Consider the following 14,393-nt stretch of genomic DNA (forward strand, 5'->3'; position numbering starts at 1 on the left):
TTGTCAGGATTAGTCTTAATGACACGTAACAGGTTTTAGATGAGGTTTTAACGTATGAAATGGATGAGGTTTAGAATTCGCACAAATGAAGAGGCTGAAGATGTCATTATCAGCGAGATGGTTGATATAGGCCTTACAGGTGCGCAGATAGAAGATAAGGTGCCGCTTACAGCTGCAGAGAAGGAACAGATGTTCGTAGATGTTGTTCCGGAGCAGGAGGATGATGGAATCGCTTATCTTAATTTCTTTGCAGAGCTTGCAGATGATAATACTCTGACAGTTACAATACCGGACGAGGATGCCGAGGATACATCTGCATCTGATGGAACAGGTGATGTATCATATCAGATGGAAGCTGCAGGTGGTAAGCAGGTTAAGAAGACTCCTGAGCAGCTTCAAAAAGAGATAAGGCAGATACTTGATGGAATCAGTCAGTACATGGATATAGGAGATGGCACTATCTCTGTTGATGTTACTGAAGATATAGACTGGATGAATAACTGGAAACAGTATTTCCACAAGTTCATCGTAGATGATGTTCTTATTATTCCTTCCTGGGAAGAACCATCCGAAGAGGATCTTGAAAAGACAGACAAGATATTCCATATAGATCCTGGAACAGCATTTGGTACAGGTCTTCACGAGTCCACACAGCTTTGCATCCATCAGCTTGGCAAATATATTACACCAGGCTGCGAGGTTCTTGATGTAGGAACAGGAAGCGGAGTACTTTCAATTCTGGCTCTTATGTATGGCGCCGGCCACTGCGTAGGAACAGATCTTGATAAGGGTGCAATTCCTGCTATAGCAGAAAACCTTGAAGCTAACGGATATACAGATAAGGATCTTAAGCTTATCATCGGCAATATCATTGATGATAAGAAGGTACAGGATGAGGTCGGATACGAAAAGTATGATGTTGTTCTTGCTAATATCCTTCCTGTAGTTCTGGTACCGCTTGCTCCTGTAATAGGTCAGTTCATGAAGAAGGGTGCAGTATTTATCACATCCGGTATCATGAATGAAAAAGGAGAAGAGGTTGCAGCTGCCCACAGAGCAGCAGGCTTTACAGATATTGAGATGATACACCAGGGAGACTGGGTATCTGTTACATCCAGAAAAGCATAAATGACAGTTTTTACATGGCCATACTTAATTTAAGGTATGGCCTTTTTAGTGTTAAGATATATCATGAGATGAAAATTGGATTCACTAGAAGGTTGAAAATGGCATTAGGTGATTCGTTATTGCTATAATGATGTATTATAGAACTGTAATTATTCATGATTTTTTTGGGAAAAAATTAAGGAAAGACAAAATATGTATCATTTTTTTGTAGACAAGGAACAGATAGACGAAGTCGATAAGACTCTTATGATAGAAGGCGATGACTACAATCATATAGTCAATGTCCTTAGAATGAAAACAGGCGAAGAGATATCCGTAAGTACCAGAGATGGCGATGGCAAGGAATACCGCTATGGAATAGAAGAGATCGCAGACGGCAGCGTTATTTGTAGGCTTCGTTTTGTAAAGGAAGATGATATTGAGCTTCCGTCTAAGATATATCTTTTTCAGGGGCTTCCTAAAGCTGACAAGATGGAACTTATCGTTCAGAAGGCGGTTGAACTTGGCGTATATGAGATCATTCCTGTCGCTATGAAAAGATGTATCGTTAAGCTTGATGAGAAGAAGGCTAAATCCAAGGTGGCACGCTGGCAGGGTATTGCAGAGGCTGCAGCCAAGCAGAGTAAAAGAAGCATTATCCCAAATGTACATGCGCCTGTAACCTATGGCGAAGCAGTGCAAATGGCAGCTTCTATGGATGTTAAGCTTGTACCTTACGAACTTGCCAAGGGTATGGATGAGACAAGGGAGCTTATTTCTTCTATAAAGCCTGGTCAGAGCGTAGCTATTTTTATAGGGCCTGAGGGCGGTTTTGATGATGCTGAGATTGATAAGGCTCTTGCGGCAGATATGAAGCCTATAACTATGGGACGCAGGATACTTCGCACAGAGACAGCCGGATTTACTATTCTTGCATGGCTTGGGTATATGTTGGAAGGCGGGAGTTGATCGGAGATCAACTCCGAGAATTGGCATCGCGGGCGCTGCCAATTCCAACCATTAGTCACTCACTTTGTTCGTGACATTAGGTTAAAAACGAGTAAAAAGGCAGACTTTACTTTTTGAGATATATTGGTTATACTCTCGAAGGTAATTAATTTAGAATATTGCGATAATTTTTGGAACTGGAGCATTAAATAAAATGGAGTGTTATCTTGATAACTCCGCAACAACACGTGCTTTTGACGATGTAGCACAGCTTGTTGCAGATACAATGACAAAAACGTACGGTAATCCGTCAAGTATGCATCACTATGGCAAGGTTGCTGAGGATATAGTTAAGAAAGCCAAGAAGCAGATAGCAGCAACTCTGCATTGCAATGAGAAAGAGATTTTTTTCACATCAGGTGGAACAGAATCTGATAATATGGCCCTTATAGGAGCTGCAAGATCCAGAGAAAAAGAGGTTGGTAAGCATCTTATCACATCTTCTGTTGAGCATCCTGCAATTCTTGAAACAATGAAATATCTTGAGAAGCAGGGCTTTGAAGTTACATATCTTCCTGTTGATAAGAATGGTCAGGTAGGAGTAGATGATCTTAAGAATGCTATAAGACCAGATACGATCCTTGTAAGTATAATGCTTGTTAATAACGAAATCGGTGCACTTATGCCGATCGAGGAATGCGGAAAAGTAATAAAGCAGGTTAATCCAAAGACATATTTTCATGTTGATGCAGTCCAGGGCTACGGTAAGTTCCACATAAATCCTTCAAAGATGGGAATCGATCTTATGTCTGTGAGCGGTCACAAGATACATGGACCGAAGGGCACAGGCTTTTTATATGTCAAAAACGGCGTAAGGATCGTTCCGATAAATTATGGCGGAGGCCAGCAGCAAGGTATGCGTTCAGGAACAGAGAATGTTCCGGGAATCGCAGGACTTGGAAGAGCTGCTGAAGAAATATATGAAAACCTTGACAGTCATGTTGAGACTATGCGCGAGCTTAAGAGCTATTTTATAAAGGCTGTATGTGATAAGCTTCCTGATGTCAGTGTAAATGGTAAGACAGACAGTGACTGCGCTCCGCATATAATCAGTCTTAGCATTAAAGGAGTAAGAGCAGAGGTTTTACTTCATGCGCTTGAAGATAAGGATATATATGTTTCTGCAGGAAGTGCATGCTCTACTAATCGTCCGCATGTAAGCGACACACTTAAGTCTATTGGACTTGATAAAGAGCTTCTTGATTCAACTCTTCGTTTTAGCATGTCTGTATTTACAACTAAGGAAGAGATAGATCATACAGTAGAGGCACTTGAGTCAGTTGTTCCGATGCTTAGAAGATATTCACGTCAGTAAAAAGTTATATAGACAGGATATCAAGATTTACTATTTATAGTTATAATCAGATAATTACGATCATTGATAAATTCAATCACATGGATAACAGAAAGAGGTTAAGATGCAGTATCACGCATTTATATTGAAGTATGCCGAAATCGGCTTGAAAGGTAAAAACCGTTACGTGTTCGAAGATGCTCTTATGCGTCAGATTAAGCGCGTACTTGAAAAGTGCTCAGGAGAATTTGAAGTTACAAGAACAGCAGGACGTATTTATGTTGAAGCTGAAAATTATGACTTTGATGAGACGGTAAAGGCTCTTCAGACTGTATTTGGTCTTACAGGAATCTGTCCGGCAGTAACTGTGGCAAGAGATGAAGACGGCAAGCTCCCCACACCGGAGAAACTTGCTGAACTTGTTTCAGGCTTTATGGGCGACGTATATCCTGATAAGCACAAATCTTTTAAAGTTCAGGTTCGTAGAGTTGATAAATCTTATCCTCTTGATTCAATGGAACTTGCAAGAGACCTTGGCGCAGCTATACTTGAATCTCATCCTGATTTTACTGTTGATGTACATAACCCTGATATTCTTCTTCATGTAGAGCTTAGAGAGAAGATCAACATGTATTCAGAAGTTATCCCGGGGCCTGGTGGAATGCCACTTGGTACAGCAGGAAGGGCTATGCTCCTTCTTTCTGGCGGAATCGACAGCCCTGTTGCAGGATATATGATCGCTAAAAGGGGTGTAGAGATCGAAGCTGTATATTTCAACGCTCCGCCATACACATCAGAAAGAGCTAAGCAGAAGGTTGAAGACCTTGCAAGAGTTATTGCAAAGTATACCGGTAAAGTTAAGCTTCATGTTATCAACTTTACTGAGATCCAGATGTATATTTATGATAAATGCCCTCACGATGAGCTTACTATCATTATGAGAAGATACATGATGCGTATTGCAGAGATGCTTGCCAAGAAGTCTGACTGTATGGGACTTATCACAGGAGAATCCATAGGACAGGTTGCTTCACAGACAATGCAGTCACTTCTTTGCACAAACGCTGTCGTAGAATCTATGCCTGTTTACAGACCTGTTATTGCATTTGATAAGCAGGATATAGTAGATATCTCTCTTAAGATCGACGCTTACGAAACTTCAATCCAGCCTTATGAAGACTGCTGTACGATTTTTGTAGCTAAGCATCCTGTTACTAAGCCAAGGCTTGATATCATTGAGGATCACGAAGGAAATCTCCGCGATAAGATCGATGATATGGTAAAGAAAGCTATAGATACAGATGAGATAATTGAAATCACTGCATAATACAAAAAGGCTCTGGAATAAATCCAGAGCCCTTGAACTAACCATTAAAAATTGTAAAACCTAAAATTATTAGGTTTTACCTTTCACCCACACAATATCTGCGCATTGATACTCAGATCATGTAAGGCTTTAAAACGTTGAGAACTTCGTCAACGCCGTCTTCTGCATGGATATTCAGATCGATCGGTTTAGACAGATCGAGTGAGAAGATGCCCATGATTGACTTTGCATCGATAACATATCTGCCGGAAACAAGATCAAAATCATAATCATATTTTGTGATCTCATTAACGAATGATTTTACCTTATCGATAGAATTAAGTGAAATTTTAACTGTCTTCATTGCGCAAATACCTCCTTCTTTTCTTAATGATAAACGAGAGGATAGGATTAGTCAACGTCAAAACACCGAAAAAAAAGGAGTTAGTTAGTGAAAAGTGTTGCACTTCACAACCTTGGATGCAAGGTTAATAGCTATGAGCTGGATGTAATTGAACAAGACCTTAAGGAAGCAGGCTATGAGATCAGGCCTTTTGATCAGCCTGCAGATATCTATATCATTAATACATGCACTGTTACTAACATTGCTGACAGGAAAAGCAGACAGATGATACACCGCGCCAAGAAAGAGAACCCGGGCGCTTTGGTAGTTGCAGTAGGATGCTATGTCGAGACCAATGAAGATAAGGTCAAGATGGATGAATGTATAGACATTGCAATCGGTAACAATAAAAAGAATCAGGTAGTAAGTATACTGAAAAAATACCTTGAGGATAATGGAAATTCATCAGATCAAAATGATACTGATGTAGTTTCCAATAAAAATAAAAATGTTTCCATGGAAATGGATCCATCCATCAAAGTCGGAAGCAAAGAAAAGACCGAATATGAAGAGATGAAGCTTGAGCATGCACCTGAGCATACAAGGGCATATATCAAGATTCAGGATGGCTGCAATCAGTTCTGTTCATACTGTCTTATTCCTTTTGCCAGAGGAAGGATAAGATCAAGGCAGCAGAAGGATGTAGTATCAGAGATACTGGGACTTGCAGCACTCGGGGTTAAAGAGGTAGTAATAACAGGAATCCATATAAGTTCATATGGCCTTGACAGAGAAGGTTCAGAGCTTTTAGATCTTTTGAAAAAAATACATGCTATTAAAGGCATAGAGAGAATAAGACTTAGCTCTCTTGAGCCGAGGATCATAACCCCTGAGATGGCTAAGGCAATGGCATCTATGCCAAAACTGTGTCCGCATTTCCATCTATCACTCCAGTCGGGTTGTGAGAATACTCTTAAGAGGATGAACAGACATTATACTGCGCAGGAATACTACGATGGAGTAAAGCTCCTTAGAGAGGTTTATGACAGACCTGCGATCACAACAGATGTAATAGTAGGATTCCCGGGTGAAACCGAAGAAGAGTTCGAGGAGTGCCGTGCATTTTGTGAGAAGGTCAATTTCTACGAGATGCATGTATTCAAGTATTCAATTCGTAAAGGTACTGTTGCTGAGAAAATGCCTGATCAGTTAACAGATCGCCAGAAGTCAGAAAGAAGTGATGTGCTTCTAGATATGACAGCGGCACAGTCAAGAAAGTACAGAGAAAGCTTCATAGGAGAAAAGGTAAAAGTTCTGTGGGAAGATGTTCAGGACATTGGTGGCAAGTTATATATAACAGGCCATACAGAAAGATATGTAAGGCTTGCCATGGAGATAGGTGATAAGGATAAAGAGAAAGAATTATCCGGAACTTTTGCAGAAGGAATCTGTACGGGCTTTTTGACAGATGATATCATGCTCATGGCATAATCATAATAAAACGCAGTAGATATGCCGTTTTGCTAAGAGCGGTATATGGTGACGATGATAGCGTAAGTTGCATAGAAAACGGCATTAGGTTAAAATAATATTATCTATACGGTTTTTGCGCACACATAAAGTGCAGAAAGGATGCTTATGGCACAGGATCTTGGACATACACAATTTTTCAAAGTTGAGACACCTCAGGAAACTGCAGTTGGTAAGATACTGGAAGTTGTTTATGAAGCTATGGTCGAAAAGGGATATAATCCGGTCAATCAGATAGTGGGATATATCATGTCCGGTGATCCAACATATATAACCAGCCACAACGGCGCCAGAAGCTTGATCAGCAAAGTAGAGCGTGATGAGCTTGTTGAGGAAATGCTGACTCAGTATATTCACAACAATAACTGGGATCAGAAAAAGTAATTAGCGGAAGGATTAATTAAGCAGTATGAGATATATGGGACTTGACTATGGGTCGCGTACCGTTGGTGTAGCCATCAGCGATATGCTGCTGTGTACTGCACAGCCCAAGGAGATAATACGTCGAAAGGAAGAGAATAAGCTTAGGAAGACCCTTGCACGTATTGAGGAACTCATAGTAGAATATGGCGTCACAGAAATCGTGCTGGGACTTCCTGTTAACATGGATACAACAGTAGGTGAACGTGCGCAGATGGCTCTTTTGTTCAAGGAGAAGCTTGAAAGAAGGACCGGACTCCCTGTTCATATGCTTGATGAAAGACTTACAACCGTAGAAGCGGACGAGATAATGGATGAACTGGGTATAAGAGGACGTGATCGCAAGGATCATGTTGATATGATCGCTGCCGAACTTATACTTCAGGATTATCTGGATAATGTGGTTAATAAAACTCAGAGTGATAAAAACTGAGAGGTATTGCTTTAATAATAGATAAATGGAAAAGAATAATTATGGAAAAGATCACACTTAACATTGATGGCGAAGGATCACATGATTTTTATGCACTTGAGCAGACAGTTGTGGCTGGTAAAACATACCTTCTTGTAACTGATTCTGAAGAAGGTGATGGAGAAGCTCTTATTCTTCGTGATGATTCTGATAGCGAAGATGCTGATGCTCTTTATACTATAGTGGACAGTGATCAGGAACTTCGTGCTGTAGGACAGATTTTTGTAAAATTACTTGATGAAGATGGTATAGAACTCGATTTATGATCTTGTGCTTACTTTTATTCATATATAAAGGAGAGGACGACTGACAATGGGAGATCATAAAAATGTGAACCAGGAATCATTCAAGGGCATGTTGCGCGAGAAAGGACTCAAGGTCACGAATCAGCGCATTTATGTACTTGAAGCTCTGCAGGCGTCCAGGAAACAGCATCTTACTGCTGAAGAAATTTATAACAAGGTGAAAGCAGACCATCCGGAGATTGGATTGGCAACTGTTTACAGAACAATACAGGTACTCAGGGAGTTACATCTTATCGATCGAATCAATTTTGATGATGGAAGTGAGAGGTATGAGATCTCGGATCAAAAAAGATCCAAAGGACACCATCACCACCATCATCACCTGATTTGTGTCAAATGTGGCAAAGTCTTTGAATTTAAGGATGATATGATGGAAGGGCTGGAAGCCTCCATTGCCCAAAAGACCGGCTTTCAGGTTATCGATCATGAGGTCAAACTCTACGGTTACTGTAAAGAATGTGGAGGAAACACTGATTGAAGAAACAAAAAAATACAGATAATGCCTCGAAGCTGCAGATCATCCCTTTGGGAGGTTTGGAGCAAATTGGTATGAACATTACTGCCTTCCGTTATGAAGACAGTATTATTGTTGTGGATTGCGGTCTGTCATTCCCTGACGATGATATGCTGGGAATTGACCTGGTAATCCCTGATGTGACCTATCTTCTTGATAATATTGATAAGGTCAAGGGTTTTGTTATAACCCACGGTCATGAAGACCATATTGGAGCACTTCCGTATATTCTTAAAGAGGTTAATGCTCCTGTATACGCTACAAGACTTACGATGGGTCTTATTGAGCATAAGCTTGAAGAGCACGGACTTATGCGTAACACACGCCGTAAGGTCGTTAAGTTCGGCCAGTTTATAAACCTTGGAGATTTCAGGGTTGAGTTCATCAAGACAAACCATTCTATAGTTGATGCAGCTGCACTTGCTATATATTCACCTGCAGGAATCGTGGTTCATACAGGTGACTTTAAGGTTGACTATACTCCTGTTTATGGAGATCCTATCGATCTTCAGAGATTTGGTGAGATTGGTAAAAAAGGTGTACTTGCCCTTTTATGTGATTCTACAAATGCTGAAAGACCCGGATTTACTGCATCAGAAAAGACTGTTGGTGCTACTCTTGATGCTCTTTTCCGTGAACATAAGAAATCACGTATCATAGTTGCGACCTTTGCAAGTAATGTCGACCGTGTTCAGCAGATCATAAACGCAGCCTACCAGTATGACAGAAAGGTTGTCGTAGAAGGCCGAAGCATGGTCACTGTCATTGATATTGCCCAGAAGCTTGAATGTATCAAGGTTCCGGATAATACACTTATAGATATTGATGAGCTCAAGAACTATCCTGACAATAAGCAAGTTATAATTACAACAGGCTCGCAGGGTGAGTCCATGGCTGCTCTTTCACGTATGGCTAACGGACAGCACAAAAAGATATCTATTAAACCAGGAGATACAGTTATTTTCTCTTCAACACCTATCCCAGGTAATGAGAAGTCTGTAACTAATGTTGTAAATGAACTGATGATGAAGGGCGCTCAGGTTATTTTCCAGGACGTACATGTATCAGGTCACGCTTGCCAGGAAGATATAAAACTGATATATAATCTTGTTAAACCAAAATATTCAGTTCCGGTGCATGGTGAATATCGTCATCTTACAGCACAGAGACAGATTGCACTTAAGCTTGGTATCCCTAAGGAGAATACATTTATCCTTAAGACCGGTGATATTCTTGAGATGGATTCGACAAGTGCAAGAATACATGGTAAGGTTCCTACAGGAGCAGTGCTTGTTGATGGAATCGGAGTTGGTGATGTAGGTAATGTCGTTTTAAGAGACCGTCAGAGACTGGCTCAGGATGGTATAGTTATAGCTGTTCTTGGAATCGATAAGGGTAGTGCCCAGCTTGTATCAGGGCCTATGATCGTTTCAAGAGGCTTTGTATATGTCAAAGAGTCTGATGAACTTATCGAAGATGCAACTGACCTTGTACTTGATGAGGTTACTGAAGCTCTGTCCAGAGGTATAACTGACTGGCCTAAGCTCAAGAATCTTGTTAAGGATATTCTCAGTGAGTTTATCTGGAAAAAGACTAAGAGAAGACCGATGATTCTTCCGATCATCATGGACAACTAAGAAAGAAGCTATTATGAACAAAAAAGAAGTAGGTATTTCCATTACCAGTGCAATAATCAGAGTTGTATTACTGATAATATTTTTATTCCTCCTGATAAAGTATTCAAAGGTTGCTTACAGCTATGGCCGTGGAATATTTAATCAGACTCCTGTATCCACTGGAGAAGGCGAATACTTTAATGTCACAATACTTGAAGGCGAGACTGTATCAGAACTTGCAGATGCTCTTGAGGGGGCAGGCCTTATAAAGGACGCATTCCTTTTCAGGATCCAGGAATATTTTTCTGAATATCATGGATTAGAACAGCCCGGAGTATATACTCTTTCAACAGCCATGACGCCTGATGAGATGCTTGCCATAATCTGTGCTAATGCAGATAAGGGCGATTCAGAGTCCGGCTCAGGTGAAGTAGAAAGCAATATATCTGATAACGTTAACGTAGAAGATAATTCATCAGGTACAGGAGCAGCCGAAGGCGAAGATATGGGTAGCGAAGGCGAGGATACACCTTCAGAAGGCGCTGAAGGTGGCGAAGGAGAAGATGCACAGTAATGACGGACCGCTTTGATGAAGAAGCTCTTATGGCCATAGATCCCGAAAGGATGAGGGAGTTTATATGTGCCATGGACAAAGGGAATGCCGAATATCTTGATAAGCTTGAAAAAGAGGCTATTGAAGGAGATGTTCCCATTATAAGAAAAGACACACAGTCTCTTCTTAAGTTTTTGCTCAGCTTGACGCATCCTTGTAATATCCTGGAAGTCGGAACAGCTACAGGCTTTTCAGCACTTCTTATGGCGGAATATTCGGATGCAGATACCACTATCACAACGATTGAGAAGTATGAAAAAAGGATACCTATTGCCAAAGAGCACTTTAATTTATTTGACAAGGGAAAGAAGATAACCCTTTTGGAAGGGGATGCTGCAGACGTACTTAAAGAGCTTAATGAAGGATACGATTTTGTATTTATGGATGCAGCCAAAGGCCAGTACGAGAACTTCCTTCCGGAAGTTATGAGAGTCCTGAAAAAAGGCGGATTACTTGTTACAGACAATGTTCTTCAGGATGGAGATATAGTTCAGTCCAGGTTTGCTGTTACAAGGCGTAACAGAACCATACATGCCCGTATGAGGGATTATATCTACAATATAACCCACAGAGAAGATCTTCAGACGGTCATTCTGAATACGGGAGACGGAGTTACACTTAGTGTAAAGACCAAGTGATCTGTGTTATTCGTAGTTTTGTTTTATTTAGAAAGTGTTAATTAAATGAAAGAAGTAAAGAAACCTGAATTACTGATACCTGCCAGCAGCCTTGAAGTTTTAAAGACTGCTGTTAATTATGGAGCTGATGCCGTATACATTGGCGGAGAAGCTTTCAGCCTTCGCGCTAAGGCGAAGAATTTCTCTAAAGAGGATATGGCAGCAGGAATTAAGTATGCTCATGATCATGGCGCACATGTTCATGTAACTGCTAATATCCTTGCTCATAATTATGATCTTAAGGGTGCAGAAGAGTATTTTCATGAACTTAAGGAACTTGGACCAGATGCTATGATCATCGCTGATCCGGGTCTTTTCATGATGGCAAGAAGGATCTGTCCTGAAATAGAGATTCACGTATCAACTCAGGCTAACAATACTAACTATGAGACATATAAATTCTGGCATAACCTTGGCGCAAAGCGCGTTGTTGCTGCCAGAGAGCTTTCTCTTGCAGAAATTAAAGAGATCAGGGCTAATATTCCTGATGATCTTGAGATAGAATCATTTATCCACGGAGCTATGTGTATCTCCTATTCAGGCAGATGCCTTCTGTCCAACTACTTCACAGGACGTGATGCCAATCACGGAGCCTGCACACATCCATGCAGATGGAAGTATGCGGTTGTTGAAGAGTCAAGACCCGGAGAATATCTTCCTGTATATGAGAATGAGAGAGGCACATTTATCTTTAATTCAAAAGATCTGTGCATGATCGAGCACATTCCGGAACTTATCGATGCAGGAATCAATTCCTTCAAGATCGAAGGACGTATGAAGACAGCCCTTTACGTAGCTACAGTTGCCCGTACATATAGAAAGGCAATTGACGATTATCTTGAATCAGAAGAGAAGTACCGTGCTAATATGCCATGGTACCAGGATGAGATCGCAAGATGTACATATCGTCAGTTCACAACAGGATTCTATTTTGGTAAGCCATCTGATGAATCCCAGATCTATGACAGCAATACATATGTAAACGAATATACATATCTTGGAATAGTTGACAGCATTAATGATAAGGGACTTGCCCGTATTGAGCAGAGAAATAAATTCTCAGTTGGCGAGACCATCGAGATCATGAAGCCTGATGGAAGAGATATTGAAACGGTTGTAAAAGCAATCTATGCAGAGGATGGAACATCCCAGGAGTCTGCACCTCATCCACAGCAGCTTATTGATATTGAACTTGATACAGTTCCTGAAGCAGGTGATATTCTTAGAATTCACGCGCCTCAGAATGGAAATCTGCGCTAAATAAAAGCGCGGATTTCCGAAAATAAAAAATCGTTAAAAAAACTGTTGACATAAGTGGTAGAAGTGCGTATACTTTTATCTTGTCGATGGGCTATCGCCAAGCGGTAAGGCAACGGACTCTGACTCCGTCACTTCGCAGGTTCGAATCCTGCTAGCCCAGCTAAATTTAAAAGCTCTACAGTTATTTGACTGTAGAGCTTTTCTTTTTTTATGTTTTTCCTGTATAATGAAATAAGTGTTGCGTCTTGATAGACGTATCGTGATTAAAAAACAAGGAGAGTAATTTAATGAGAGGGAACAACAGATTTGTTGCAGGGGTTAAAAGGGGCGTATGTGCACTGCTTTGTACAGCACTGGTAATTGTGTCTATGATGTACACAGATAAGGCTAGCATAACAGCACATGCAGATGGTTTTGTATCACTTAGCGCTAGCATAAGTGGTTCAAATGTCATTATTAAGGCTACGACTTCAAGCGTTCCGGCAAGTTCAGATGGATTATATCATCTGTATGCACAGAACGTTTATGATACAGGTGTTACAGGAACACAGGTTGCAACTGCAGCAGCAGGAACATCTGCAACTTTTACAGTTGCACTTAATAACAATACTGCAAACTCAATGCTCTACAAGAAATTCGTAGTAGCAACATCCCAGGGCGGAGTAATGACTCAGGTTAGTAATGCAGCTTATATTACAAATCCTGAGGCAATAGCTACACATACAGTAGCAAGAGTTCAGGCAGGTAAGAAGGGAATCATTCCTGAGTCTACAATGATCCATTCAGGTGATATCGTAACTCTCGGAATCGATCAGTGCTCATATAACCTTCTTATGTCACAGCTCCTTAATAAGAGCGGAGCTCAGATCACTTACAATTACAACGGTAAGACATATTCATTTAACGCAGGAACAGTTCAGGCTTATGACTGGCTCATTTCCATGTTTAAGCAGAACGGAATATCCTGTACAATGGTTCTTCTTAATGACTGGCATGCCGACCTTACATCTATCAACCCTCTCTCAAGATCAGCAGGACATTCATATTATGCATACAATGCAGCAGATCAGGCAGGTGTTGAGCTTCTTGCAGCTATAGGTTCATTCCTTGCTTCAAGATACAGTAACCAGGGACTTGGACAGATCGATAACTTCGTAATCGGTAACGAGATCAACGCAAGATATCTTTGGAACTACATGTCCAACGTTGATGCTACAACTTTTGCAGTTCAGAATGCCAATGCATTCCGTGTATTCTACAATGCGATCAAGTCACAGAATGCTAATGCTAACGTATATACATGTATTGACCAGATGTGGGCTAAGACCAACGAGCCTAACAAATATTATGCAGGAAAAGATTACCTTGATCTGTTCAATTCCTACATTTCATCAGAAGGTAATATCAACTGGTCACTTGCTGTTCATCCATATGATGTACCTCTTACAAACAGCTATGCATGGGCTAATTCTTCCAAGTATGTAACACATGATATTTCTTCACCATATGTTGCTATGGAGAATATTGAAGTAGTAACAGACTACATGTGCACACAGGGACTTAGGGCTCCTAACGGAGAAGTAAGATCCATCATCTGCAGTGAGGTTGGATACAGCTCACACGCCGGTGAAGCTATTCAGGCAGCAGCTATTACTTATGCTTATGAAATTGCCATGAATAACCAGCACATAGATGCTTTTATTTATAACAAGCAGATGGATGCATCTGCAGAGCTTGCTCAGGGTCTTGCACTTGGACTTGTTACACAGGGCGGTGCTCATAAGCAGGCATATACATATTATCAGAACCTTGACGGTGCTAATGCTCAGCAGTATATAAATGCTGCAGCAGCTACTATTGGTGTAACTGATCTTAACTCGATCATTGTAAAGAGATAATTATAATTATTTAATTTGACGGAAAAACTA

15 protein-coding genes and 1 tRNA gene are annotated in these 14,393 nt (G+C 40.7%); 15 read left to right on the top strand and 1 reads right to left on the bottom strand.

Going from position 1 to position 14,393, the window contains the following annotated elements; all coding sequences use genetic code 11:
• Positions 1-54 precede the first annotated feature (54 nt).
• The 4 genes from WAA20_RS01555 (at position 55) to thiI (ending at position 4,736) form a co-directional block, all read left to right on the top strand.
• Positions 55-1,128 (top strand): 50S ribosomal protein L11 methyltransferase, encoded by a 1,074-nt coding sequence (locus WAA20_RS01555; protein ID WP_073387528.1) that lies wholly within the window; start codon positions 55-57, stop codon positions 1,126-1,128.
• Between the two features lie 192 nt (positions 1,129-1,320).
• Positions 1,321-2,076 (top strand): 16S rRNA (uracil(1498)-N(3))-methyltransferase, encoded by a 756-nt coding sequence (locus WAA20_RS01560; protein WP_073387527.1) that lies wholly within the window; start codon positions 1,321-1,323, stop codon positions 2,074-2,076.
• 193 nt (positions 2,077-2,269) lie between these two features.
• Positions 2,270-3,430, top strand: a complete 1,161-nt coding sequence (locus WAA20_RS01565; RefSeq protein ID WP_073387524.1) for a cysteine desulfurase family protein — start codon at positions 2,270-2,272, stop codon at positions 3,428-3,430.
• Positions 3,431-3,533: 103 nt separating this feature from the next.
• Complete coding sequence (thiI, locus tag WAA20_RS01570) at positions 3,534-4,736, top strand: tRNA uracil 4-sulfurtransferase ThiI (RefSeq protein WP_073387523.1); 1,203 nt, start codon at positions 3,534-3,536, stop codon at positions 4,734-4,736.
• 112 nt (positions 4,737-4,848) lie between these two features.
• Here thiI and WAA20_RS01575 read toward each other — a convergent pair whose 3' ends face one another.
• Positions 4,849-5,079, bottom strand: coding sequence for an HPr family phosphocarrier protein (locus WAA20_RS01575; protein WP_073387521.1), 231 nt, complete (start codon positions 5,077-5,079; stop codon positions 4,849-4,851).
• Positions 5,080-5,166: 87 nt separating this feature from the next.
• Here WAA20_RS01575 and mtaB point away from each other — a divergent pair, with 87 nt between their 5' ends.
• From mtaB to WAA20_RS01630, 11 genes are all read left to right on the top strand, one after another.
• Positions 5,167-6,549 carry a tRNA (N(6)-L-threonylcarbamoyladenosine(37)-C(2))-methylthiotransferase MtaB gene (gene mtaB, locus WAA20_RS01580; RefSeq protein ID WP_073387520.1) on the top strand — a complete coding sequence of 461 codons (1,383 nt, stop codon included), beginning with the start codon at positions 5,167-5,169 and terminating at the stop codon, positions 6,547-6,549.
• Between the two features lie 147 nt (positions 6,550-6,696).
• Entirely contained in the window at positions 6,697-6,972 is a 276-nt protein-coding gene (locus WAA20_RS01585) for an IreB family regulatory phosphoprotein (RefSeq protein WP_073387518.1), read from the top strand.
• Positions 6,973-6,997: 25 nt separating this feature from the next.
• Entirely contained in the window at positions 6,998-7,441 is a 444-nt protein-coding gene (gene ruvX, locus WAA20_RS01590; protein WP_073387517.1) for a Holliday junction resolvase RuvX, read from the top strand.
• A 41-nt stretch (positions 7,442-7,482) separates the two neighbouring features.
• Positions 7,483-7,746, top strand: a complete 264-nt coding sequence (locus tag WAA20_RS01595; protein WP_073387515.1) for a DUF1292 domain-containing protein — start codon at positions 7,483-7,485, stop codon at positions 7,744-7,746.
• Between the two features lie 46 nt (positions 7,747-7,792).
• Entirely contained in the window at positions 7,793-8,263 is a 471-nt protein-coding gene (locus WAA20_RS01600; protein WP_073387514.1) for a Fur family transcriptional regulator, read from the top strand.
• Complete coding sequence (locus WAA20_RS01605; RefSeq protein WP_073387512.1) at positions 8,260-9,936, top strand: ribonuclease J; 1,677 nt, start codon at positions 8,260-8,262, stop codon at positions 9,934-9,936. Before WAA20_RS01600 ends, WAA20_RS01605 begins: the two co-directional genes overlap by 4 nt.
• Positions 9,937-9,949: 13 nt before the next feature.
• Positions 9,950-10,489 (top strand): endolytic transglycosylase MltG, encoded by a 540-nt coding sequence (locus WAA20_RS01610; RefSeq protein ID WP_073387510.1) that lies wholly within the window; start codon positions 9,950-9,952, stop codon positions 10,487-10,489.
• Positions 10,490-10,518: 29 nt separating this feature from the next.
• Positions 10,519-11,166 carry an O-methyltransferase gene (locus tag WAA20_RS01615; RefSeq protein ID WP_073387563.1) on the top strand — a complete coding sequence of 216 codons (648 nt, stop codon included), beginning with the start codon at positions 10,519-10,521 and terminating at the stop codon, positions 11,164-11,166.
• Positions 11,167-11,211: 45 nt separating this feature from the next.
• Complete coding sequence (locus WAA20_RS01620) at positions 11,212-12,465, top strand: U32 family peptidase (protein ID WP_073387508.1); 1,254 nt, start codon at positions 11,212-11,214, stop codon at positions 12,463-12,465.
• A gap of 87 nt (positions 12,466-12,552) precedes the next feature.
• A tRNA-Gln gene (locus tag WAA20_RS01625) sits at positions 12,553-12,625 on the top strand.
• Between the two features lie 127 nt (positions 12,626-12,752).
• Positions 12,753-14,363, top strand: a complete 1,611-nt coding sequence (locus tag WAA20_RS01630) for a DUF5722 domain-containing protein (RefSeq protein WP_073387507.1) — start codon at positions 12,753-12,755, stop codon at positions 14,361-14,363.
• Positions 14,364-14,393 lie beyond the last annotated feature (30 nt).

This window comes from Butyrivibrio fibrisolvens (assembly GCF_037113525.1).
Classification (GTDB): Bacteria; Bacillota; Clostridia; order Lachnospirales; family Lachnospiraceae; genus Butyrivibrio; species Butyrivibrio fibrisolvens.